Origin of the sequence: Polaribacter sp. Hel_I_88, from assembly GCF_000687935.1 — a bacterium.
GTDB lineage: Bacteria > Bacteroidota > Bacteroidia > Flavobacteriales > Flavobacteriaceae > Polaribacter.
In genome coordinates, this window is the sequence record NZ_JHZZ01000001.1 from 360,310 (window position 1) to 385,154 (window position 24,845).

The window sequence follows — 24,845 nt, forward strand, 5'->3', positions numbered from 1 at the left end:
ATTTGGTATATAGATGTTTAGTGATTTTTTTATCTTATAAATATTAATAAACCTTTTCTCCATTTAAATACGTTGCAACTACTTTCGTTTTAGGAATTTCATTTCCGTAGATTTTCATAATATCTTGATCTAAGATTATAAAATCTGCAAATTTACCAACTTCAATAGAGCCTTTTTCATCTTCTTCAAAATTAGAAAAAGCGGCCCAAATAGTCATTCCTCTTAAAGTTTCTTCTCTCGATAATTTGTTTTCCATCTGAAAACCATACTCAGGATAACCCTCTAAATCTCTTCTAAAAGTAGCTGAGAAAAAAGTTAAAAATGGGTTTACTTCTTCCACAGGAAAATCTGTTCCTAAGGCAATTTTTCCATATCTATTTAATAAATTTCTGTAAGCATAAGCACCTCTCATTCTATCTCTACCAATTCTTTCTTGTGCCCAATACATATCTGAAGTTGCATGTGTGGGTTGTACAGAAGGCATTATGTTATTAAAATCTTGAAAATCTTTAGAAGACACAATTTGAGCGTGTTCAATTCTCCAACGTCTATCTTCCTCATCTTTCAAAACATCTTTATAAGTTTTTAGTAACCAAGTATTTGTTGAGTCTCCAATAGCATGTGTATTCATTTGAAACTCTGAAGCCACAATCTGTTTTGCAATTTCTTGGTATCTTTCTGGAGGATAAATTAAAGCTCCAAAATGGTTTTCTCTATCTGAATAAGGTTTACGCATTGCAGCACCTCTAGATCCCAAAGCTCCATCTCCATAAACTTTAAAAGAGCGCACATTTAAGCGATCTGTTTTTGTAATTCCTTTGTTAATGTAATAATCAATTTGTTCTTGCTTATCTCCAGACACCATTGCATAAATTCGCATTTTTAAAGAATTTTGCTGTTGCAATTCGTCAATTAACTCTATGGTATTTCTATCTAAACCAGCGTCATCAACCGTTGTTAAACCATAAGAAAAACAAATTTCTTGAGCATCTAATAATCCTTGAATTGCTTCTTGTTTAGTAGGTTCAGGAATTTTTATAAAATTCATAGCTGCATCAATTAAGACACCAGTTATTTGTCCATTTTTTAAAATAATTTCTCCACCAGAAACTTTAGTGTCTTTTGTAATTCCGGCTAAATCTATAGCAGCTTGATTTACTAGTAAAGCATGGCCATCTACTCTGCGAATAGCAACAGGAATCTTAGGAAAAAGAACATCTAATTTTTCTTTTGTTGGAAACTCTTTAATTTCCCAGTCATTTTGGTCCCAACCACGACCTGTAATAAATTGAACGTTTTTCTCTTTTTGAAAAGCAACCAACTTATCTAAAACTTCTTGGTAACTTTTTGTACCTTCTAAAGATACTTTTTGCTGTTGCAAGCCCATTCTATAAAAATGACAATGTGCATCAATAAAACCAGGCATTATTGTCTGTTCTTTTGCATTAATTGTGTCTTTGGCTTTAAACTGATTTTGAATTTCTTCATTAGTACCAATGGCAACAAATTTCCCGTCTTTTACTGCAAAAGCTTCTACAACTTCAAACAGTTCATTAACTGTATATGTATTAGCGTTAAAAACAATTAGATCTACTTCTTCCTTAGCACAGGATACTAAAAAGATTGAAAAAATAAATATAAATATCTTACTTTTCATAATAATTTAGGAGTTTATATAAATAATGTACATACCATAAATGAGTAAAAACTGAAAAGGAATTCTAACAACAGCGATTTTTTTGGAGCCTATTGCTGGCCTTTCTTTTGTTACATCCCAAATATGAATTGGTAACAACAATATAAGTAAGATTATTATACTAACAGCGGAAATTTCAATGTATTTATCAAAAAACAAGCCTAAACCTAAGAAAAACTCTATAAACCCAATAAAATAATTTACAAGCAATTTTGGAAAAATATTAGGAATAAAATGTTTAAAAAAATCAGGTTTTATTAAATGCATAATTCCTGCAAAACAGAAAAAGGCTCCATAAACAATTTTTAAAATTAGCACTAAATTTTCCATTTGTGATTTTTATTTATAAAATATGATAAAAGGCAAATAGCTAAAAAAAATTCAAATTTCTTTAGGTTTAAAAAAATTCTACTTAAAAATAGATTTGTATCATTTGATACTTATACAACAAACGCTCTTTTGAAATATTATCTAAAATTTAAACTGCAACTGCTCCTTTTATATGCGGATGAGGATTGTAATCCAACAACTCAAAGTCTTCAAAAGTAAAATCTTCAATATCTTTGATTGCTGGATTTATTTTCATTTTTGGCAATGGTCTAATATCTCTAGATAATTGCAATTCTAACTGATCAACATGGTTGTTATAAATATGCGCATCTCCAAAAGTATGGATAAATTCGCCTGCTTCGTAACCACAAACCTGAGCAATCATCATCGTAAATAACGCATAAGAAGCAATATTAAAAGGAACTCCTAAAAATATATCTGCGCTTCTTTGATACAATTGACAAGATAATTTTCCATCAGCAACATAAAATTGAAAAAATGCATGACAAGGAGGTAAAGCTGCTTTTCCATTGGCAACATTTTCTGAAAAAGAAATATTGGTATCTGGCAAGACAGAAGGATTCCAAGCAGAAATTAACATTCTTCTAGAATTTGGATTTTTCTTTAAAGTATCAATTACTTCTTTTAATTGATCTACTTCATCACTATTCCAATTTCTCCATTGATGCCCATACACAGGACCTAAATCTCCTTTTTCATCTGCCCAAGAATTCCATATTTTTACACCATTCTCTTTTAAATAATTGATGTTTGTATCGCCTTTTATAAACCAAAGCAATTCGTAAATTATCGATTTTAAATGCAACTTTTTTGTGGTTACCATAGGGAAACCTTCTCTTAAATCAAATCGCATTTGATACCCAAAAACACTTTTTGTGCCTGTACCTGTTCTGTCTCCTTTTTCGTTTCCGTTTTCTAAAACGTGTTTTACTAGATCGTGATATTGTTTCATTCCTGTTGTGTAAACGTTTAATTGTTTATTTGTGTAATTGTTAAAACGTTTAAACAATTAAACGATTAAACAAATACACCTTTTTTTAACCTATAATCATCCCAGCAATTGTTGCAGACATTAAAGAAGCTATTGTACCCCCAATTAAGGCTTTCATTCCAAACTCTGATAATGTTTTACGTTGGCCAGGAGCTAAAGAACCAATGCCACCAATTTGAATTCCAATAGAAGCAAAATTTGCAAAACCACATAACATATAGGTTGCCATTATTACGGATTTATTAAATGTTAAGTGTGTTACACTTGCCATATTTTTTAGTTCTGCTAATTGTATATAACCCACAAATTCACTAGCTGCAAGTTTAATTCCTAACAATTGTCCCATTAAAGCCATATCTTCAACAGCTACACCTATTAACCACATTAATGGAGCAAAAATATAACCCAAAATTGCTTCTAATGAAAATGATTCGTAAGGTGTATTTGCAGCCATCCAACCATTGAGAGTTGTAATATCTCCTACCCAACCTAAAATTCCATTAATCATGGCAATTACAGCCACAAAAACCAACAACATAGCACCAACATTTACAGCCAAACGTAAACCTTCAGTGGTTCCGTTTGCAATGGCATCTAATACATTTGAACCTATTTTTTCTTGAGAAACTGTTACATCTGTATTTACTTCCTCTGTTTGTGGATACAACATTTTAGAAATTACAATGGCTCCAGGAGCTGCCATAACAGATGCTGCTAACAAATGTTTTGCAAAAACCAATTCTAATTCTTTATCTCCACCACCTAAAAAGCCGATATAAGCAGCTAAAACAGCACCTGCAACAGTTGCCATTCCACCAATCATTACTAAAAGCATTTCAGATTTATTCATTTTTTCTAAATACGCTTTAATTAATAACGGTGCTTCAGTTTGACCAAGAAAAATATTTCCTGCAACAGATAAACTTTCCATTCCTGAAATTCCTAGAAACTTAGACAAACCAATCGCTAATAATTTTACTATTTTTTGAATGATTCCTAGGTAAAAAAGCAAAGATGTTAATGCTGAAAAGAAAATGATAGTTGGTAAAACCTGGAAAGCAAAAATATATCCGAACTTATTCATATCACCAACCATTCCTGCAAATAAAAACTCACTTCCTGCTTTGGTGTATTCTAAAATTTCAATGAAAATTCCTCCAATAAATTCAAATATTTTTTGAATAAAAGTTATTTTTAAAACACCTATTGCAATAATTAATTGCAATGCTAAACCAATGCCTACTTTTTTCCAATCGATCGCTTTTTTATTGTTACTAAAAAGAAAAGCAATCACTAACAAAGCAAACATTCCTAAAACTCCTCTCCATAAGCTATTAAAAGAAAATCCTTGACTTGGTATAATTTCTGCTACAACTGCATCTGTACTTTGAGAAAAAATTGAAAGTGATAAAAGACAAAAAATGACTAAAAGTATTTTTTTCATAATATAAAAAGTATAATTTTAAGAACGTTTACTTATTTCGTCTCTTATTTTTGCAGCCAATTCATAATTTTCATTACCCACTGCTTCATCTAATTGTTTGTGTAATTCTTTTAATGGAAGACTTGCAAAATTACTAGTGTCTTCTTGAGGTTTTTTTTCTATTTCTGATGAAACTTCTTTGGTATCAAATTTATTCTCCAAGGCCATTTCTTCTTCAATCTTTAAATAAATGCCAGCTTTATCTAAAATATTTTCATACGTATAAATGGGTGCAGTAAAACGAACTGCAATTGCTATGGCATCAGATGTTCTAGTATCTAAAACCTCTTCCACTCCTTCTCTTTCGCAAACCAAACTAGAAAAGAAAACTCCATCTACTAATTTATGGATAATTACTTCTTTAATTTTGATATCAAAAGTATCGGAAAATGTTTTGAATAAATCGTGTGTTAACGGTCTTGGAGGTCTAATTTCAGCCTCTAAAGCAATAGCAATAGATTGTGCTTCGAAAGCTCCAATAATAATAGGTAAAGTTCTTGTTCCTTCCATTTCACTCAAAACTAGTGCATATGCCCCACTTTGTGTTTGACTGTAAGAAATTCCCTTAATAGTTAGTTTTATTAAACTCATATATCATTCTACAAAATATAAAAAAAGCATCTTTTACTATACTTTTTTAGAAGGCACAATTTAATAAAAATAATAGATTGAAAACCTTTATTTTATGAGTTTTTATCAAAAAGAAAAAACCTATTAGTGATGACACCAATAGGTTTTCGTTTAAAAACTATATTTGAATTTGAATTAAGCTTGTTTAAAAGCTTTTAGCTTGTCTATTAATTTTGGTACAACTTCAAAAGCATCACCTACAATACCATAATCTGCAGCCTTAAAGAAAGGTGCTTCTGGGTCTGTGTTAATAACTACTTTTACTTTACTTGCGTTAATACCTGCTAAATGCTGAATTGCTCCAGAAATTCCGATAGCAATATATAAATTAGAGGCAACTGGTTTTCCTGTTTGCCCAACATGCTCTCCATGAGGTCTCCAACCTAAATCTGAAACTGGTTTAGAACATGCAGTTGCAGCTCCTAAAACATCTGCTAACTCTTCTATCATTCCCCAGTTTTCTGGTCCTTTTAAACCTCTACCAGCAGAAACAACAACTTCTGCATCTGCAATTGTTACTTGTCCTGTAATTTTGTCTATTTTTTCTGATTTTACGCCAGAATCTGCAATAGAAGCTTCAAAAGTTTCTGTAGTTCCAGAAACTGGATTTTCATGAACTCCGTAAGAATTTTTAGCGACTCCTATTATTTTTTTATCCGTAGAAATTACAGTATTGCTAAATCCTTTGTTAGAAAATGCTTTTCTTTTTACTGTAAAAGGACTTGTTGAACTTGGTAAAGCCACAACATTACTTGCATAACCAGCATCTAAAGAAACTGCTAATAAAGGTGCAACATGCAAAACATCGATACTAGAACCTAAAATTACTACTGATGAACCTTCTGCATCTGCAACTTGCTTTAAAACTGAAGCATATTCCTTTGCATTAAAGATTGATAAAGAATCATTAGTTACAGAAACAACTTTTTCTGCTCCATAGGTGTATAATTCTTCTGTACTATTTGCGTTTATGGTTAAAACAACTACGTTACTCCCTAGTTGTTCTGCTACTTTTTTTCCGTAAGAAACTACTTCAAAAGCACTTTTCTTAAATTTCCCTTCTGTGGAATCTGCAAAAACTAAAACTGACATATTTTATATTGTTTAATTGTTGAACTGTTTAATTGTTGAACTGTTTACACAATTTTACTTTTAAACAATTTTACATTATTTTTATTTTATTGAATTCTTTAAACGTTTAATTCTTGGTTTGTAACTTAAACAATTACACAACAAAACGCTTAAACAGTTACACACTTTTAAATTACTTTTGCTTCATTATGTAGCAAGTCAATTAACTCATCTACATTGTCTGCATCTATTAACTTAACGGTTCCTTTTGGCGCTGGTTTTTCAAAAGATGTTATTGATGTTGCGTTTTCTGAAGCAACAGGTTCAACAACATTTAATGGTTTTTTACGAGCCATCATAATTCCACGCATGTTAGGAATACGTAAATCCTTTTCTTCTACAATTCCTTTTTGACCTCCAATTACTAATGGCAAAGAAGTACTTAAAGTTTCGTTTCCACCATCAATTTCTCTAATAGCACTTACAGCAGTTCCATCAACCTCTATACCTACACAACCATTTACAAAGTTAAAATCTACTAAAGAAGCTAGCATTCCAGGAACCATTGCACCATTATAGTCTATAGATTCTCTACCTGCTAAAACCAAATCATAACCGCCGTTTTTAACAACTTCTGCTAATTGTTTTGCAACAGACAAACCATCTACTGCTTCCATATTTACACGAATTGCATCATCTGCACCAATAGCTAAAGCTTTACGCAAAGTTGGTTCTGTTGTAGCATTTCCAACATTTACAACAGTTACAGTTGCTCCTTGTTTTTCCTTAAACCACATAGCTCTTGTAAGACTAAATTCGTCGTAAGGATTTATTACAAACTGAACTCCATTGGTATCAAACTTTGTATCGTTTTCTGTAAAATTAATTTTTGAAGTGGTATCAGGCACATGACTAATACAAACTAATATTTTCATAATTCTGTTTTTTAAGCTTTATTGATGACAAAGTTACATCTTTTTTTAAAAAAATACTATGCGTGCATAGTATTTTTTAATTTATTTAACAATTAGCGAAAACGATTGAGTAATAATTATCTTTAAATTATGATAGTTTGTAAATTTGTAGGCAAAAAAATGATAAATATTTCCTTACTTTTGCTAACCAATATTATTTACAACAAAATTTAGATGAAAACAGTTCAATTCAGAGAAGCAATTTGCGAAGCAATGAGCGAAGAAATGCGCAGAGATGAGTCCATATATTTAATGGGTGAAGAAGTTGCAGAATATAATGGAGCTTATAAAGCCAGCAAAGGAATGTTAGATGAATTTGGCGAAAAAAGAGTTATTGATACTCCTATTGCTGAATTAGGTTTTGCAGGTATTGCTATTGGTTCTGCTATGAATGGTAATAGACCAATCGTAGAATATATGACCTTTAACTTCTCTTTAGTTGGTATTGACCAAATTATAAACAACGCAGCAAAAATAAGACAAATGTCTGGTGGTCAGTTTAATTGTCCAATTGTTTTTAGAGGGCCAACAGCTTCTGCTGGTCAATTAGGAGCAACACACTCGCAAGCTTTTGAAAACTGGTTTGCAAATACTCCAGGTTTAAAGGTAATTGTACCCTCTAATCCTTATGATGCAAAAGGTTTATTAAAAGCTGCCATTAGAGATGATGATCCTGTTATTTTTATGGAATCTGAACAAATGTATGGTGATAAAATGGAAATTCCTGAAGGAGAATACATTATCCCTATTGGAGTTGCAGATATTAAAAGAGAAGGTACAGATGTTACTGTAGTTTCTTTTGGAAAAATTATTAAAGAAGCATACAAAGCTGCAGAAGAGTTAGAAAAAGAAGGTATTTCTATTGAAATTATCGATTTAAGAACGGTAAGACCAATGGATCATGATGCTATTTTAAAATCTGTCAAGAAAACTAATAGATTGGTAATTTTAGAAGAAGCTTGGCCTTTTGGAAATGTTTCTACAGAAATTACCTATAGAATTCAAGAGGAAGCATTCGATTATTTAGATGCACCTATAAAAAGAATAAACACTGCAGACACTCCTGCTCCATATTCTCCTGTATTATTTGAGAAATGGATTCCAAATGCAAGTGATGTTGTAAAAGCTGTAAAAGAGGTGATGTACATTAAAAGTTAACATCATATTTTTTATCATATTAAAATCCTTTTTGATTCCTTTCAAAAAGGATTTTGTGTTTTCAACGAGATTTAACTTCTTAATTATGCAAAAGTCGAAAACCTTTGCGTAAATTATTCTTTTATAAACTCAATAATTCAGTATTTTTGCCATCCTATAAAAAATATAAATATTAATTATGAGCGATAAAAAAGAAATAACTTTTGATGTTTTAATAGAAATACCTAAAGGAAGTAGAAACAAATACGAATACGACTTTGATTTACACAAAATTCGTTTTGATAGAATGTTATTTTCTTCTATGATGTACCCTGGAGATTATGGTTTTATTCCTGAAACTTTAGCTTTAGATGATGATCCTTTAGATGTTTTAGTATTAGGTCATGAACCAACGTTCCCAATGTGTGTAAGCGAAGTAAAACCAATTGGAGTTTTCCACATGACTGATGAAAAAGGACCAGATGAAAAAATTATTTGTGTACCTGTTTCTGATCCTATTTGGAGCAACAACAATGATATTTCTGATTTAAATCCTCATCGATTAAAAGAAATTGAACACTTTTTTAAAGTATATAAAGATTTAGAAAAGAAAAAAGTTGATGTTGGTGGTTGGGGAGATGCAGAAGAAGCGATTAGTATATTTCATAAATCTGTAAAAAGATACCAAGAAAGTGATTATAAAAAAGCTGATAAATTCAAGATTTAATAAATTTTACAACACTATTTTATCAACCTCTTAAAATTAAACCTTTTAAGAGGTTTTTTTTTATTCTGATTTTCATACTTTAGCATCCGTTTTAAACTAATCAAATTAATAATATTTATGGAATCAATGATGATTTACATGCCAATTGCAATGGCAGTTTTAGGCTTAATCTATATGTGGGTTAAGAAATCTTGGGTAATGAAACAAGATGCAGGAGATGGTAAAATGAAAGAAATTTCAGATTATATTTATGAAGGTGCTCTCGCATTTTTAAGTGCAGAATACAAATTACTCGCAATCTTTGTAGTAATTGTAAGTGTTGCTTTAGCAGCTGTATCTTTTATAGTACCAACAACTCACTGGCTAATTGTAATCGCTTTTATTTTTGGAGCAGTTTTTTCTGCGTTTGCAGGAAATATAGGAATGAAAATTGCTACAAAAACAAATGTTAGAACTACACAAGCTGCCAAAACAAGTTTACCAAATGCTTTAAAAGTATCTTTTGGAGGTGGAACTGTAATGGGTCTTGGAGTAGCTGGTTTGGCTGTTTTAGGGTTAACTGCATTTTTTATCTTTTTCTTTCACTTTTTTATGGATGGTGTTTGGACAAACACTATGGATATGACCATCGTTTTAGAAACTTTAGCTGGTTTTTCTTTAGGAGCAGAATCTATTGCATTATTTGCTAGAGTTGGTGGAGGAATCTACACAAAAGCAGCAGACGTTGGTGCAGATTTAGTGGGTAAAGTAGAAGCTGGTATTCCAGAAGATGACCCAAGAAATCCTGCAACCATTGCAGATAATGTGGGTGATAATGTTGGTGATGTTGCAGGAATGGGTGCAGATTTATTCGGTTCTTATGTAGCAACAGTTTTAGCAGCTATGGTTTTAGGAAACTATATTATAAAAGATATGGGTGGTTCTATAAATGATGCTTTTGGCGGAATTGGTCCAATCTTATTGCCAATGGCAATTGCTGGTGTTGGAATTATCATTTCTATTATAGGAACTATATTGGTAAAAATTAGCGATAATAACGCTAAAGAACCTCAAGTAATGGGCGCTTTAAATACAGGTAACTGGGTTTCTATTGGTTTAGTTGCTGCTGCTTGTTTTGGTTTGGTAACTTGGATGTTGCCAGAAACTATGCAAATGGAATTCTTTGGAGAAGGTTTACAAGAAATTTCTTCGATGCGTGTTTTTTATGCAACTTTAGTTGGTTTAGTAGTTGGAGCCGTAATTTCTTCGGTAACTGAATATTATACAGGTTTAGGAAAATCACCTATCTTAAAAATCGTACAACAATCATCAACAGGTGCAGGAACTAATATTATTGCTGGTTTAGCAACAGGTATGATTTCTACATTTCCATCAGTTTTATTATTTGCTGGTGCCATTTGGGCTTCTTATGCTTTTGCAGGTTTTTACGGAGTTGCTTTAGCTGCTTCTGCAATGATGGCAACAACTGCAATGCAATTAGCTATTGATGCTTTTGGACCTATTGCAGATAATGCAGGTGGTATTGCAGAAATGAGCGAACAAGAACCAATTGTTAGAGAACGTACAGATATTTTAGATGCTGTTGGTAACACAACTGCTGCAACAGGTAAAGGTTTTGCAATTGCTTCTGCAGCGTTAACATCTTTAGCCCTTTTTGCTGCGTATGTAACATTTACAGGTATTGACGGAATTAACATATTTAAAGCGCCAGTTTTAGCGATGTTATTTGTTGGTGGAATGGTGCCTGTAGTTTTTTCTGCTTTAGCTATGAATGCTGTTGGAAAAGCAGCCATGGAAATGGTTCAAGAAGTTAGAAGACAATTTAGAGATATTCCTGGAATTATGGAAGGAACAGGGAAACCTGAATATGATAAATGTGTCGCAATTTCTACAGAAGCATCTTTAAGAGAAATGATGTTGCCTGGTTTATTAACAATCGGTTTTCCATTAATTATTGCTTTTGTACCCATGATTTTTGGAATGGATAATTTAGCAATCGCAGAAATGTTAGGTGGTTATATGGCTGGTGTTACAGTTTCTGGTGTACTTTGGGCAATTTTTCAAAACAATGCTGGTGGAGCTTGGGACAATGCAAAAAAATCTTTTGAAGCTGGTGTAGAAATTGATGGTGTGATGACTTTTAAAGGTTCTGAAGCACATAAAGCTGCTGTAACTGGAGATACTGTTGGAGATCCTTTTAAGGATACTTCTGGTCCATCAATGAACATTTTAATTAAACTTACTTGTTTAATTGGTTTGGTAATTGCACCAATTTTAGGTGGACATTCAGATTCAGAAACTGCCAAAACAAAAGAAACTAAAAAAGAAATTAAAGTTGATGCTAAAAAAGTGGACAATACATTAGCCGCAAAAACTAAAGTAGTTACTTTAAAATAGTAAAATTTACTTTTTAAATTATAACAAAACCTATTGAGTTGATCACTTGATAGGTTTTTTTATTTTTAAAAGTATGTTTAGAACAAATCGTTGACTTTTAAATTGTTATAAAAAAAGTTATCTTTACAGGGTAACTGTAACATAAAACGTAGGATATCATTTGGTTTTTACGGGATATGCGTACTAAAAGTTACTATAAAAAGAGTTACCAACAAGCTGAACAAAAATCCTGCTAATGAACAAACTTTCGTCTGAAAACCTAAATCTTCTGCCAAATCCGAATGAATTACAAAAGATTTGTAAATCCATTTCTGCTTTGGAAGCAATTATCTGTCCTGAATGGGAATACAGATATTATTCTTATCAAAAAGATTGGAGTGAAACAGAAGAGTTTTGCGAAATGAGAAACGGACAAGGAGACCAAATGTTAATGGTTTTTAGCAAAAACGGAACTTGTATTAACGGATTTGCTCACGAAAGCGAAATGAATGGTTGGGAAAACATTCCAATTGAAGAAAAAAAATCTTTTGTAGAAAAACTATTTGGTTCAAAAAAAGAAACCAAAACGGAATTAACTCAAATAATTTCAAAAGGAGTTGTGGATGATTTACCAAAAATATTTAATGAATTTATATTCGGAGAACCTGTAAAAAGTATTGGAACAACTTTTTGTATTTGGCAAACTGAAACCGACAATAATTGGAAAATTGGAAAAGTCGATTTACCAAAAGACGAATATAAAGATGGTTCTAATGTTTTACTACAATTATTAGACGGAAAACCTTTGACTTACAAAAATTGGGCGGAAGAATATTACGAGGAAAATTTTGAAGAAAACGAACTTAAATTGGAACTTGTAGAAAAGGTTTATAAAGGAACTATAATAACAAAAGAGTTGGTTCTCGAATTAAATCCTGAATTAGAAGATTTTGAACAATTGAAATCTGATTTAAACGAAATTGGATATGAACATAAAATATAAAGCCAGTTGGTAACACCGTGTATAATTCATTGCTAGTTATAGCCTACTTACGAAAGTCCTCGCGGACTTTCTATCTGTGATTTATTTGCTAACTTTAGTGCTTAAACACGCAACGAAATCATACACAAAACCGTTAGCCACAATTAAACCAAAAAATGAACGAATTAACTAAAATTGGAAAAAAAAGAACAATACTAATTTCAATAAGTATTTTATTAGTTTCAATTCATACGATATATTTTTATCATTCTGTGAGACCAGAAATTGAGTCAAAAAAACTTATCCAACAATTAATAAGGTTTTCATTGACAATCGGACTTTTAATTATGGTTTATAAAGGAAAGAATTGGGCGAAAATTGTTTCGATAATTTTATTTTCTTTAGCACTTCTAGGAGCAATAGTTGGTTTAGGAACTTTAGACACACCTTTTATGAATAAAATCCCTTTATTAGTTATGATTTTTATCTATTCAATGGCAATTTATCATTTTGGTTTTGCTAAAAGTTTTAAAGAGTTTTTCAAATTTCAAAATACTGAAATTACAGAATCAATTCAAGATTCTAAAGAAATTATGGAATCAGAAAAATTTTGGAAAATTATTGAGACTACAAAATCTGAAAGTTCTGGAGATTATGAAAAACAACAATCTCTACTTGAAAGAGAATTATTAAAACTAACCGCAAAAGAAGTTTTAGAATTTGACAATAAATTTAGAACATTAAGAGGAGAAATCTATACTTGGGATTTTTGGGCTGCTGCTTATATAATAAATGGAGGTTGCTCTGATGATTGTTTCTCTGATTTTAGAGGTTGGTTAATTGGACAAGGCAAATCAATATTTGAAAGTGCAGTCCAGAATATTGAAACACTTTCTGAACTCAAACAAACAAACGATGGAGATTGGGAAGGTTTAAGTTATATTCCAACTGACATTTATGAAAAAAAGACAGGAAATGATATGCCTAATGGAATTCAAGAAAATTTTGAAATTACCGGAGAAGAATGGGAAGAAGATGAAAATGAATTGAAAAATAGATTTCCGAATTTATACGCAAAATTCGGAATGGAATAAAAATAACTGTGGCTAACATCCGAATATAACCTATAAAAACCACCTCCTCAATCAACTAAATCATTCTAAAATCATAAAAAAAACTTGATTACTCTCTATTTTTAAAGCTAATTAGAATATTTTTTTTAAAACTGTAAGTCTAAATACATCAACCTTAAAAAATAAGTTTAGCACAAAAATAAATTCCAAATAAAGTTTAAAAAACCACATTAAAATGTGGTTTTTTTATGCAATATATTTACCTTTAAAATAAAAAAATGTCAATTTTCACAAATGATCCTTTGCAAATAATGGTGTTTCAAAGTTATGGAACGGATTCTCATTTTTATACAAGAGGAAGAGCTTTAGAGGATGAAAACATCAACCTAGAAAGTAATAATTTTTTTAGATTGCTTGTAAATACTTGGAAACGTTTTGAAAGTGATGAAATTAAAAACACGTCGTTAACAATTACCTTTCCTAACAGCTTTACAATTACAACAAAAACAAATGATAATGGTTATTTTGTGGTTGATGCAAAAATTGAAGGTTTAAGTAAATTAGCAAATAGCGAAGGTTGGTTGCATTTTACTGTTTCTTTTACAAACGAACATGTAGGAAGAAAAATAAACAATAACAATAAATTTTCTGGAGAACTTTTAATTCCCCCAAAAGATGCTGAATTTGGAGTTGTAAGTGATATTGATGACACAATTTTACACACAGGAGTAATCTCTAAATTAAAATGGAAATTATTAATAAACACTTTTTTTAGAGCGCCATTTAAGAGAAAAGCACTAAAGGGTTCGTCTGAATTTTATAGTTTGTTGCATTTAGGAAAATCAGGAAAAAACGCAAATCCTTTTTTTTATGTAAGTCATAGTCCATGGAATTTATATAGATATTTAGAATATTTTTTACATAATAATAGCTTTCCAAAAGGTGCCATTTTGCTAAGAACAATGAAAAATATGATGCATAAAAACACGGATGAAAAACCTCAAAAACAAAAAGAAATCATCAATATTTTAAAAACATACCCAGATTTACCTTTCATTTTAATTGGGGATGCAGGTGAACATGATGCTGATATTTACATGGAAATTGTTAAAAATCATCCAAAGAGAATAAAGGCTATTTTTTTAAGAAGTGTTAAAAGTAAAAGAAGAATTTTACGCATTAAAAACCTTATTGAAAATTATACAGAAGTTCCATTTTTTATTGTAGATTCAAGTGAAGAAGCTATTAAAATCGCAAAAGAACATAATTTTATTGCATAAAAAACCTACCTAAATTTAAATTTAGGTAGGTTTTTATAGGTTGATTTTTTTATACTTTTCTTCTTCCTGTAATTAAAGAAATTACAAATAAAACTATAAATATAAAAAATACAATTTTAGCGATTCCAGCAGCTGCTCCAGCAATTCCTCCGAATCCTAAAACTCCAGCGATTAATGCAATAATTACAAATATGATTGTCCAACGTAACATAATTTATTTTTTTAAGGTTAGTATGTAAAATAGTTTGGTTACTATTTCTTGTTATACAAATATAAACAACTCATAATCTTCTATTTAACGCTATTAAACTTAGTATTAACTCAAATAAATTCTATATATCGTAAAAAAAAGGTTGCCTTTTCAGACAACCTCTACCAATCAACCAAACTAAAATCTTTAGTGAATACTCTCTAAAGATTTAATGTTTTTCAAGCCGTTTTCAATTTTATTTTTTTGAGCTACTAAAATTTCTTTTGTAGTAGTTGGCAAACTTGTATCCTTTATAATTTCTTGATATTCGTTAATTGCCGTTTTTTCTCCTCTAATAGATTCCTCTAACATCGATTCTTCATTGTCTAAAGATAAAAATGCTTTTATGTCCATCCAAGTTCTATGTGCAGATCCTGTTACACTTCCTCCTTTATCTACTTCTTGATGAAATCCTCTAATTTCAGATTTTAATTCATGTCCAAAATCATATCTTTCCTCAGCTTTTATTTTAAAATATTTTTTTAAAGCTTGGTTTTCTACATTTTCAGCTGCTTTTTTAAAGCCCTTTTCTGCATCATATGTTTTTTCTAATAAATCATTTAATTTTTGTCCAACTTGTTCTGAGTATGTCTTCATAATTTTTTTCTTTTTAAGTGAGCGTTTGTTTTTTAATTGATGTGAAACGCATTACATCCTTTTTTTCATAACTTATTCTTTCAATACAAAGGTATTTAGATACTCAGGTTTTTATTGATGCAGAAGAGTTGTTCTTTAACTCATTTCAACATTATTGAACATAATTTCAAGCTTACAACATGCAAAAAATGGAAACGATTTTTTTCTATCATTATATCCTTTTGGTTTTGTTAAAAATATGCATCTATATTTGTGTCTTTAATTTTTAACCCTATAAAATCAATTGTAATTGTAAAACAGCAAAACATCACGCATGTATCTTAAAAACAAGAAATACTATTCTTATAATTATTAAAATATGAACTCGATATAAATAATTGTTATTCTATTTAAGACTTTTTCCTATTTTAACTATCTTTACAAATTAACCTTACGTTACCAAAAGTGATTATTTAACATTGTAAATTGTATGATTCATATTGAGATTATTGCTGATAGCCCAAAAGATTTTATTGAACAACTACAAGATGCAATTGGTGGAGAAACCACTGAAAGGTGGAGTGAATTTGTTCTAAAAATTAATAACGAAAATGGCATAGGCAGTATTCGTTTTATTCCTTTTGATTGGGGTGTTAATTTACTTGATTTTGATATTAAATTTCATAAAGAAATTACATTGCATATTAAAGCAAATGATGAATATAACCCTATCCGTTTCATTTACCCAACTGTAGGAAATATCAAACATAAATTTGGAGTTCATCAAAAAGAAAAAGAGGTTAATCAATTTCAATCTTTAATTTTTACGAATAAAACAGATGGTTTTAATGATATAATTTTTCCAAAAAATGAAAAATTAGAAATTAATGTAATTCAAATTATTAGAAAGCATTTTTTAAAGAAAAGAACCACAAACGTATCAACCTTAAACAAGAAATTATACGAGGTTTTTGTAGATACAGATCACGATAATAGGTTTGCCAGTTATGGAATAATGAATCTTAAGATGGCAGATTTAATTAATAAACTGCATAAAATTAAAGCGAAAGGAATGCTTAGAATCTTAAAGATTGAAGCAAAAATTTACGAAATTTTATCCATGCATATTCAGCAACATAACAGGCTTTTAGAAGGAGATCTTTTACCTGATTCCATGAATAAAAGCGAGTTAAAAATTGTTAGAAAAGTAGCAAATTCGATTTTAAAAACACCTGCAAAAGAATATTCTTTAGATCAACTTTCTTTTAAATCTGGTTTAACACAAGCTAAACTTCAAGAAGGTTTTAAGTTTTTATACAAAAGAACTGTTACAGAATATATAAGACATGTTCGTTTAGAATCTGCTAGAGACATGCTTAAAAACACCGATTTAAATATCTCTCAAATTGTATATAGTATTGGCTTTAGTAGTAGAAGTTATTTTTCTAAAATTTTTAAAGAAAAATACAATATTACACCTAACCAGTTTAAAAAAAAACTCAAAATAGTCGCATAAAAAAGCCTTGATGTTTTAGAACACCAAGGCTTCAAATCAACCAACCATTATAGAATTATTTTAAATAATTTTATAATACGTTTTTTAGTTGTTTTAATTTATTTAAATATTTTTTTCAACAGCACTAAAGCACCATATTTACTAGCAAATTTGGCTACACCAGCAAGTATACTTAAAGGCTTTAAACTATCTTGAAAATCGCTTTTAACTAATTTCAATTCCTCTAAACCTATTTGTTTTTCTAAACTTAATCTCTTTAAATCGGCTTCAATTTGCTCAAAACTTTCATATGCTCTCATCTTTTTTTATTTTTTGAAAAATTTAACTGATAAACCTTTAATAATCTTCCTATCAATAGTTTTTCTAATAAAAAACATACATATTCCTAATAAAATATAAATACCGCCAACAGATAAAAGACCTAAAGATATACTTTCGAAATAATCTCCTAATTCAATTGCCAAAGCTACAGACATAAAAAGAATGCCTAAGGTTAATAAGCCACCAATTAAAACTAGTTTAGTTACAGTACTTATAGAAGAGGTTGTAACTAAAAAAGCTTTTAATTTTGCGTAGCTAATTGTATCTTTTACATACTTTTTTCCAATATCAGTTGCACTATCAGAAGATTTGTTTATAGAATCGTATAAACTCATAAATTATACAGTTTGTGTAAGAGGTTCACTTTTTGAATCTTTATTTTTCTGTAAATTTTTGTTTTTCTCTTTTAATTCAGCTAATTTTTTTTCTAAAGTAGTAATAACGTCATCTGCTTTATAGCTCACGTTAGACATTACACTCTCTAGTTGTGTTTCTAAATTTCCTTTTTGGTCGGTATATGTAGATGCTACTTGCTCTTTTAATTCAGCAGCTCTTTCTGCTAATTTATCTTTAGCCAACATAGCTTCGTCAGATATTTTTTGTCTGGTGTTTATACCTTTGTCTGGTGCAAATAAAATTCCTAAAGTTGCTCCAATTACTGTTCCTGCTAATAATCCTACTACTGTGTTGCTACTATTACTCATGTTTATATTTTTTATGGTTTGATATTAATTTTTTGTTGTTACAAAGATACATTTTAAGTAAAATGATACTTAACTCAAAAAAAACAAATTTTAACTCAAACAGAATTAAATTTAATTTTATGATTCACAGCTTTTTGTGCCAATTTATGAATTGCAAATGCTGTAAGCTGCAAAACTCTTGGATAACCACCTGTAACCTGGCAATCTCTCATTAAAACAATCAATTTGCCTGATGGTGTTAACTGAACAGTACCTGGCAAAACTGCTGATGTCAGGATTTGAGGTATAGTATTCTCTAAAATTTCATTTAGTTTTATACCCATTCTATTGGCATCATTAGAAATTGTAAAAAAATCATTTGTTACTAATTTTTGTTGATATTCGCTTAACAACTCAAATTCTGGACCTTTAAAACAATCTAAATGTAGCGTATTAAAATGATTTTCATCAATCTTAACAATTGTTTTGGTTGATGAAACCAGTGTTGTATGTTCATTGTAAGAAAGTAAATCGTTTTTTTTAACGAGGCCATTTTTAGTTATGGGTTGATAAAAACTTCTACTATTTAATTTTATTTCTGATAAAAAACCAGCTTTTACTGCCACATTACAGCGCATACCAAATTTTACTTTTCCAAAAGATAATATGTCATTTTCAAAAACTTGAATTCTTGAATTTAATGCAATAGGTTTTTCATTAATTGTTGGTGAAAAATCTCCACCAGAAACACAAATTACGGTTTTCTTTAAAAACTGGAATTTACAACTTCCTAAAGTGACTTCTAAAACTGCAGCTTGCAAAGAATTATTTAAAATACTATTGGCTAAATCAGCAGAATATCCATCCATAGCTCCAGAAACAGGAACTCCAAGATTAGCAAAACCAACTCTACCTTTGTCTTGTATTGTTGTAAAAAAACCAGCTTTTAAAACTTTAAGCATTGTATAAAGTTTTATGAAGTTGATATTTTTTTGACGCTATTTCATTTTCAAGTTGATAAAACGTATCCTTAGAAATAGGGTTGAATTTTATAAAATCGCCTGCTTTTGCAAAACAAGGATTTATAGGATCAACATCAAAGAAATTAACAGGAGTTTTACCAATAATATTCCAACCACCAGCAGAATTTTGCGGATATACGCCTGTTTGCTTGCCTCCTATTCCCACAGAACCTTTTGCAACTTGCAATCTCGGATTTGGTTTTCTATCAAAATATATTTTTTCATCTAATCCACCTAAATATAAAAATCCTGGTAAAAACCCGATAAAATAAATTTTGTAAGTAGCCTCAGCATGAATTTTTATAATTTGATCAATTTTTAAACTTGATTTTTTTGACATTTCTTGCAGATCAATTCCAAATTCTAAATCGTAACAAACAGGAATTTCCCAATGAAAATAATCTTGTTTTGCAATTTTTAAGGTTGATATATAAACGGATTTTAAAAGTACAACCTCTTCCTTAAAATCTTGAATAAAGTCTTTATAAATAATGGTTAATGAATTATAACCCTGAATTAAATCGATAAAATAAATCTCTTTTCTTTGCTTTATTTTTTCAACAAAAAGTAATATATCATTTAATATTTCATCATCAATAATAGCTTGCCATTCTATAAGAATCGCCTTTTCTCCAAACCGTTTATATGTTGGTTGATTAATCAATTTTAAAACCTTCTTTTTCTAAATTTTGATACAAATATTTTACAATTTCAACAGCGCTTTCTGTATCTCCATGAACACAAAAAGTATCTACTTTTATAGCAGTTTCCATACCAGAAACTGTTTTTACTTTCTCGTTTTTAATCATATTTAAAATATGATTTAAAACGGTTGTTTCATCGACTAACAAAGCATTTTTATATGTTCTGGAAACTAAAGATAAATCATCATTATAACTCCTATCTGCAAAAGCCTCATACTTAATGTTGATATTATTTTTGATTGCAATTTTCTCAATCACAGAATTATAAGGAACATATAAAAAGGTATCTTTTAAATATTTTTTAGTTGATTTAATAAATAAAACTGCCAATTTTTCGTCAACTGTAATGGCATTATACAAAGCTCCATGAGGTTTTATGTGATGTATTTTCACATTAAAAGTAGCTAATCGTTCTAAAAATAAATCTAATTGATTTTGTATACTTTTGGTAAAATCTTCATCAGTCATTTGCATGAACTTTCTACCAAAATTTTCTTTGTCAGGAAAAGAAGGATGAGCACCAATTTTTATGTTATTTTTTATCGCTAATTGGATAGTTTTATCAATAGAATTTGCATCACCAAAATGACCTCCACAAGCAATATTGCAAGAGGAAATGTAAGGCATTAATAAATGCTCATTTTGGATTCCTTCTCCAACATCACAATTAATATCGATTGTTTTTATCATTGCTACTAATAATTTTTAATCTTTTTGGGTTGCAATAAATGCTGATTTTCGCCACGAATTCACGAATTTTATTTTTCGTTTCAAAATGTGAATTTCACAAATAAAAATTCCTTTGAAATTTATAAAATTTAGTGTTATTATTTTACAGATCAGAGTGAATTTTTTTAATTCGTGAATTCGTGGCAACATTGTTCTAAAATCTAAAGCAAACCAAACACTTTCATAATCCCTTTTGCACCTAAAAATATAGAAATTGCTAAAATTATAAATCCAAAAACATTTTGTTTTCTTGTGTTTACAAAACTGCCTAAAACATTCTTTTTGTTCATTATCCATAATAAAATTCCTGCTATAATTGGTAACAACATGCCATTTGCGACTTGTGCAAACTTTATAATTTCTATGGGTTTTATTCCAATGGATGAAAAAATAACACCTAAAAGTAAAATAATTATCCAAACCATTTTAAAAGATTTGGATTGCATATTTCCTTTTAAACCCAAACAACCTTGAGCAACATACGCTGCTGCTAAAGGCGCTGTAATTGCAGATGTGATTCCTGCAGCAAACAACCCTAAAGCTAAAAAGTATTTGGCAAATTCGCCATATAAAGGCGCTAAACCTTCTGCTAAATCTGCTACATTTAAAATATCTTTTGACGGAATTGAAGCTGCTGAAATAATAATTGCCATAGAAACCATACCTCCTAAAATAATCGAAATAATCGTGTCTTTTTTAGCGAGTGAAACATCTTCTTTATTTTTCCATCTTTCTTTGACTAAAGACGCATGTAAAAACAAATTGTAAGGCACAACAGTTGTTCCAATTAAACCAATAACAGTCAACAAACTTTTTTCTGGAAATTTGGGAATAAACATTCCTTTTAAAACGTCAAAAATATTGGGTTGTGTTATAATTGCAGTAATTACGAAGGAGAAACTCATCAACAAAACCAACGTAACTAAAGCTTTTTCGAGGAATTTATAATTGCCAATATACAAAAGTACGAATGCAATTAGACCAATGATTACACTCATAAAATTGATAGAAAAATCGCCAATAGTATGTTTAAATTCTCCAAAAATTGTTTCCAATCCTAAAATTCCACCACTAATATTTCCTGCTTCGTAAGAAGCATTTCCAACCACAATTGCAGATAAAATAAGAATCGTAATAAACTGTTTTAAAAACGGAATTTTAATCTCTTCTCGAATAACTTCTGATAATCCTTTTTGAGAAATAATACCCAATCTTGCAGCCATTTCTTGCAAAACAATCGTTGCAATTATAGAGAGCAACATTGCCCACAACAAATTGAATCCGAAATTGACACCAGCCAATGTACACAATGTAACTGTTCCTGGGCCTATAAAAGCTGCAGCCACTAAAGTTCCTGGACCAATATTTTTGAAGTATTTTTTTAGCATTATTCCCAAACCATTTTATCTATTTCTGTAAATTTTGACAGTTCAAATTGTATTTTTTTCAATCTTGGATTTTTACTAATTATTAAATCAATTTCCTCTGATTGAGCCACACTTGATTTGTTATTAATTTTCATAGAGTCTAAAAATTTAAGATAATAATTCTCAAATACATAATTCATTATTAATCCTTCACTAGATCCTAATCTTCGATATAAAAGAAATTTATTTTTCATCGAATCAAAATAAGTGGCTAAAGGATGCATAAATAACTCTTCAGAACACTTTTCAAAAGAACCATTGGGTTTTTGAAAATATATTTTCCAATTTCCTCCTGCATTTCCCCAATCTCCACTTTGGAAACCAGAGATCAATAAATCATTTAAACCATCGTTATTTAAGTCAATGATACTTCTAAATAAATTTTCATTATCTGGCTCAAAAACTCGATTTTTAGTTTTTGAGATATAATCATGAATGCAATTATTTAAGAAAACTTTTTCTTGTTGCGCAGATATAGAGAAAGAAATTAATAAAATCAAAAACACTAAAAACAACTTCATTATTTATGTTGTAAAAATTCTTAATAAATATACTTCTAAAAAACAAAAACACCTCAAAATTGAGGTGTTTTATAAATATATAATAACGAAATAAACTTATTTGGAGATACATAACAGATCCCGCTAAAAAAAGCGGGATTAGTTCAACTTACAATTTTTATTGCGTTGCTTCGAAACTTATAAAAATTGAGTTTCATTAATACGCATATCTTTGAGGGCCTCCTCTACGAATTTCTTCGTTGGCAAATTCTTCAAATTGTTTAAAATTATGTCTAAATGCATTCGATAATTTAAATGCTGTTTCATAATAAGCATCATCATTATTCCAAGTAGATCTTGGACTTAATAATTCTGTTGGCACTCCAGGACAAAATCTTGGTTGTGCAACTCCAAAAACTGAATGAATGTGGTAATTTTCGTAAGTATAATCGCCCAGTTCGCCATTTAAAACAGCAGTAATCATTGCCCTTGTATATTTTAATGGCATTCTTCTACCAACACCATATTTACCTCCAGACCAACCTGTGTTTACAAGCCACACATTAACACCTGCATCTTTCATTTTCTTGCTTAACATTTCTGCATATTTTGTAGGATGTAAAGGCATAAATGGCGCACCAAAACACGCTGAAAAATTAGGAGTAGGTTCTGTAACTCCTGCTTCAGTTCCTGCTACTTTAGCTGTATAACCAGATATAAAATGATAGGCAGCCTGTGCTGGAGTCAGTTTAGATATTGGAGGCAAAACTCCAAAAGCATCCGCAGTTAAAAAGAAAATATTCTTCGGATTTTTACCAATTGATGGTTCCTGAATATTATCTATATGATAAATTGGGTAACTTACTCTTGTATTTTGTGTGATAGAAGTGTCTGCAAAATCTACAACACCTTTATCATCCATTACAACATTCTCTAAAATTGCCCCTTTTTTAATCGCTGCAAAAATTTCTGGTTCTTGTTCTTGAGATAAATTAATCACTTTTGCATAACAACCGCCTTCAAAATTAAAAACGGTGTTTTCTGCAGTCCAACCATGTTCATCATCACCAATTAAACTTCTGTTTGGATCTGTAGAAAGTGTTGTTTTTCCTGTTCCTGATAAACCAAAGAAAATGGCTGTATCACCATCTTTACCAACGTTTGCAGAACAATGCATTGGTAAAGTGTTTTTATAAACTGGTAAAATAAAATTTAAAGCAGAAAAAATTCCTTTTTTAATTTCACCTGTATATCCTGTACCACCAATTAAAGCGATTTTTTTAGTAAAATTTAAAATTGCAAAGTTATGCTGACGAGTTCCATCAACAGCTGCATCAGCCATAAAACCTGGTGCGTTTATAACTGTCCATTCAGGAGAAAAATCTTTTAATTCTGCTGCTGTTGGTCGTAAAAACATATTGTAAGCAAACATATTGCTCCAAGGATATTCGTTTACAACTCTAATATTTAATTTGTAATTTTCGTCTGCACAAGCATAACTATCTCTTACAAAAATTTCTTTCTCAGATAAATAATCGACAACTTTGTCATATAATTTATCGAATTTATCTTCTTCAAAAGGTAAATTAATTTTGCTCCACCAAACTTTATCTTCTGTAATACTGTCTTTTACAATAAAACGATCCATGGGAGACCGACCTGTAAACTCACCAGTATTTACTGCAATTGCTCCTAAAGAAGATGCTACCCCTTGCTCTTTTTGAAGTGTTTCTTGATGTAATTCGTTAGAAGTTAACTGATAACGAACTGTTGCATTTTTGATTCCTAGACTATTTAACGAAATCGATTTCGTATTTGTATCTACCATATCAATATTTTTAGTTTTTTTATGAGCTACAAAACTAATCAATATTTTAAAAACGACCTTATTTTTATTTATTATTTATGATTTTTTTATTTCTGCTTGTACTTTTTCGCAAAAATTATAAGCATTGAAATCCAGACAATTATAAGAAAAAGCCCACCTAAAGGAGTTACAAACCAAATTGATTTCGCAGAAATAGAAGTTAATTGAATTGTATAAATTGAGCCTGAAAACATAACAACTCCTAAAATTAAAAGGTAGCTAATTATATTTTTTTGTTTGATAGAAAAGCCATTATAGATATTTATGAACAATAAAATAATTGCATGATACATTTGATAACGAACAGCCGTTTCAAAACTCAATAATTGATCTGAAGTTAAACTTTCTTTTAAAGCATGTGCACCAAATGCACCCAAAATAACTGCTGACAATCCAAAAAAACAAGCAATAATTAAATTTTTAAACATTTTAAAAGGTTTTTGTTTAATTTTAAACAATTTTAGTATCTTCGTTCAAAT

General features: G+C 30.0%; 26 protein-coding genes. 7 read left to right on the plus strand and 19 right to left on the minus strand.

Features of this window, described 5'->3' with window-relative positions:
* Window positions 1-43: 43 nt before the first annotated feature.
* The 7 genes from P161_RS0101575 to P161_RS0101605 all read right to left on the minus strand — a co-directional run bounded on the left by P161_RS0101575 (window position 44) and on the right by P161_RS0101605 (window position 7,157).
* Window positions 44-1,657: an amidohydrolase gene (locus P161_RS0101575; protein ID WP_026775336.1), complete on the minus strand. Its 1,614-nt coding sequence runs from the start codon at window positions 1,655-1,657 to the stop codon at window positions 44-46.
* A gap of 6 nt (window positions 1,658-1,663) precedes the next feature.
* Window positions 1,664-2,026: a hypothetical protein gene (locus P161_RS0101580; protein WP_026775337.1), complete on the minus strand. Its 363-nt coding sequence runs from the start codon at window positions 2,024-2,026 to the stop codon at window positions 1,664-1,666.
* A 148-nt stretch (window positions 2,027-2,174) separates the two neighbouring features.
* Window positions 2,175-2,999 (minus strand): thymidylate synthase, encoded by an 825-nt coding sequence (locus tag P161_RS0101585; RefSeq protein ID WP_026775338.1) that lies wholly within the window; start codon window positions 2,997-2,999, stop codon window positions 2,175-2,177.
* Between the two features lie 85 nt (window positions 3,000-3,084).
* Window positions 3,085-4,482, minus strand: a complete 1,398-nt coding sequence (locus tag P161_RS0101590) for a NupC/NupG family nucleoside CNT transporter (RefSeq protein ID WP_026775339.1) — start codon at window positions 4,480-4,482, stop codon at window positions 3,085-3,087.
* Between the two features lie 18 nt (window positions 4,483-4,500).
* Window positions 4,501-5,112, minus strand: coding sequence for a bifunctional nuclease family protein (locus P161_RS0101595; RefSeq protein WP_026775340.1), 612 nt, complete (start codon window positions 5,110-5,112; stop codon window positions 4,501-4,503).
* A 174-nt stretch (window positions 5,113-5,286) separates the two neighbouring features.
* A complete protein-coding gene (locus P161_RS0101600; RefSeq protein ID WP_026775341.1) occupies window positions 5,287-6,243 on the minus strand; it encodes an electron transfer flavoprotein subunit alpha/FixB family protein in 957 nt (318 codons plus the stop codon).
* A gap of 167 nt (window positions 6,244-6,410) precedes the next feature.
* Window positions 6,411-7,157 carry an electron transfer flavoprotein subunit beta/FixA family protein gene (locus tag P161_RS0101605; RefSeq protein WP_026775342.1) on the minus strand — a complete coding sequence of 249 codons (747 nt, stop codon included), beginning with the start codon at window positions 7,155-7,157 and terminating at the stop codon, window positions 6,411-6,413.
* A gap of 213 nt (window positions 7,158-7,370) precedes the next feature.
* Between P161_RS0101605 and P161_RS0101610 the strand changes: the two genes are divergently transcribed.
* The 6 genes from P161_RS0101610 to P161_RS0101635 all read left to right on the plus strand — a co-directional run bounded on the left by P161_RS0101610 (window position 7,371) and on the right by P161_RS0101635 (window position 14,771).
* On the plus strand, window positions 7,371-8,354 hold the full coding sequence (locus P161_RS0101610) for a pyruvate dehydrogenase complex E1 component subunit beta (protein WP_026775343.1): 984 nt from the start codon (window positions 7,371-7,373) through the stop codon (window positions 8,352-8,354).
* Between the two features lie 178 nt (window positions 8,355-8,532).
* A complete protein-coding gene (locus tag P161_RS0101615; protein ID WP_026775344.1) occupies window positions 8,533-9,060 on the plus strand; it encodes an inorganic diphosphatase in 528 nt (175 codons plus the stop codon).
* A 117-nt stretch (window positions 9,061-9,177) separates the two neighbouring features.
* Window positions 9,178-11,457, plus strand: a complete 2,280-nt coding sequence (locus P161_RS17885; RefSeq protein WP_051605633.1) for a sodium-translocating pyrophosphatase — start codon at window positions 9,178-9,180, stop codon at window positions 11,455-11,457.
* 235 nt (window positions 11,458-11,692) lie between these two features.
* Complete coding sequence (locus tag P161_RS0101625) at window positions 11,693-12,439, plus strand: hypothetical protein (protein WP_036841149.1); 747 nt, start codon at window positions 11,693-11,695, stop codon at window positions 12,437-12,439.
* Window positions 12,440-12,744: 305 nt separating this feature from the next.
* Window positions 12,745-13,512, plus strand: coding sequence for a DUF4240 domain-containing protein (locus tag P161_RS0101630; protein ID WP_197026317.1), 768 nt, complete (start codon window positions 12,745-12,747; stop codon window positions 13,510-13,512).
* Between the two features lie 257 nt (window positions 13,513-13,769).
* Window positions 13,770-14,771 carry an App1 family protein gene (locus P161_RS0101635; protein WP_026775347.1) on the plus strand — a complete coding sequence of 334 codons (1,002 nt, stop codon included), beginning with the start codon at window positions 13,770-13,772 and terminating at the stop codon, window positions 14,769-14,771.
* Window positions 14,772-14,820: 49 nt separating this feature from the next.
* Here the strand turns inward: P161_RS0101635 and P161_RS19285 are convergent, their stop codons facing one another.
* Window positions 14,821-14,982, minus strand: coding sequence for a DUF1328 domain-containing protein (locus P161_RS19285; protein ID WP_026775348.1), 162 nt, complete (start codon window positions 14,980-14,982; stop codon window positions 14,821-14,823).
* Window positions 14,983-15,168: 186 nt separating this feature from the next.
* Window positions 15,169-15,618, minus strand: a complete 450-nt coding sequence (locus tag P161_RS0101645; RefSeq protein ID WP_026775349.1) for a PA2169 family four-helix-bundle protein — start codon at window positions 15,616-15,618, stop codon at window positions 15,169-15,171.
* Between the two features lie 469 nt (window positions 15,619-16,087).
* Between P161_RS0101645 and P161_RS0101650 the strand changes: the two genes are divergently transcribed.
* Window positions 16,088-17,113 (plus strand): helix-turn-helix transcriptional regulator, encoded by a 1,026-nt coding sequence (locus tag P161_RS0101650; RefSeq protein ID WP_026775350.1) that lies wholly within the window; start codon window positions 16,088-16,090, stop codon window positions 17,111-17,113.
* Window positions 17,114-17,211: 98 nt separating this feature from the next.
* Here P161_RS0101650 and P161_RS0101655 read toward each other — a convergent pair whose 3' ends face one another.
* The 10 genes from P161_RS0101655 to P161_RS0101700 all read right to left on the minus strand — a co-directional run bounded on the left by P161_RS0101655 (window position 17,212) and on the right by P161_RS0101700 (window position 24,794).
* On the minus strand, window positions 17,212-17,412 hold the full coding sequence (locus P161_RS0101655) for a hypothetical protein (protein WP_026775351.1): 201 nt from the start codon (window positions 17,410-17,412) through the stop codon (window positions 17,212-17,214).
* 6 nt (window positions 17,413-17,418) lie between these two features.
* The gene (locus P161_RS0101660; RefSeq protein ID WP_026775352.1) at window positions 17,419-17,769 is read right to left on the minus strand and encodes a hypothetical protein; all 351 of its coding nucleotides are present in this window, start codon (window positions 17,767-17,769) and stop codon (window positions 17,419-17,421) included.
* Window positions 17,770-17,772: 3 nt separating this feature from the next.
* The gene (locus P161_RS0101665; protein WP_026775353.1) at window positions 17,773-18,138 is read right to left on the minus strand and encodes a YtxH domain-containing protein; all 366 of its coding nucleotides are present in this window, start codon (window positions 18,136-18,138) and stop codon (window positions 17,773-17,775) included.
* Window positions 18,139-18,233: 95 nt separating this feature from the next.
* Entirely contained in the window at window positions 18,234-19,079 is an 846-nt protein-coding gene (locus tag P161_RS0101670) for a biotin-dependent carboxyltransferase family protein (RefSeq protein WP_026775354.1), read from the minus strand.
* A complete protein-coding gene (gene pxpB / locus P161_RS0101675; protein ID WP_026775355.1) occupies window positions 19,072-19,803 on the minus strand; it encodes a 5-oxoprolinase subunit PxpB in 732 nt (243 codons plus the stop codon). The genes P161_RS0101670 and pxpB overlap by 8 nt, the downstream gene beginning before the upstream one ends.
* Complete coding sequence (pxpA, locus tag P161_RS0101680) at window positions 19,796-20,533, minus strand: 5-oxoprolinase subunit PxpA (RefSeq protein WP_036841150.1); 738 nt, start codon at window positions 20,531-20,533, stop codon at window positions 19,796-19,798. The genes pxpB and pxpA overlap by 8 nt, the downstream gene beginning before the upstream one ends.
* Before the next feature lie 200 nt (window positions 20,534-20,733).
* Window positions 20,734-21,960 (minus strand): Nramp family divalent metal transporter, encoded by a 1,227-nt coding sequence (locus P161_RS0101685; RefSeq protein ID WP_026775357.1) that lies wholly within the window; start codon window positions 21,958-21,960, stop codon window positions 20,734-20,736.
* On the minus strand, window positions 21,960-22,520 hold the full coding sequence (locus tag P161_RS0101690) for a VCBS repeat-containing protein (RefSeq protein ID WP_026775358.1): 561 nt from the start codon (window positions 22,518-22,520) through the stop codon (window positions 21,960-21,962). The genes P161_RS0101685 and P161_RS0101690 overlap by 1 nt, the downstream gene beginning before the upstream one ends.
* A gap of 196 nt (window positions 22,521-22,716) precedes the next feature.
* Entirely contained in the window at window positions 22,717-24,327 is a 1,611-nt protein-coding gene (pckA, locus tag P161_RS0101695; RefSeq protein ID WP_026775359.1) for a phosphoenolpyruvate carboxykinase (ATP), read from the minus strand.
* A gap of 86 nt (window positions 24,328-24,413) precedes the next feature.
* A complete protein-coding gene (locus P161_RS0101700) occupies window positions 24,414-24,794 on the minus strand; it encodes a DUF423 domain-containing protein (protein WP_026775360.1) in 381 nt (126 codons plus the stop codon).
* Window positions 24,795-24,845 lie beyond the last annotated feature (51 nt).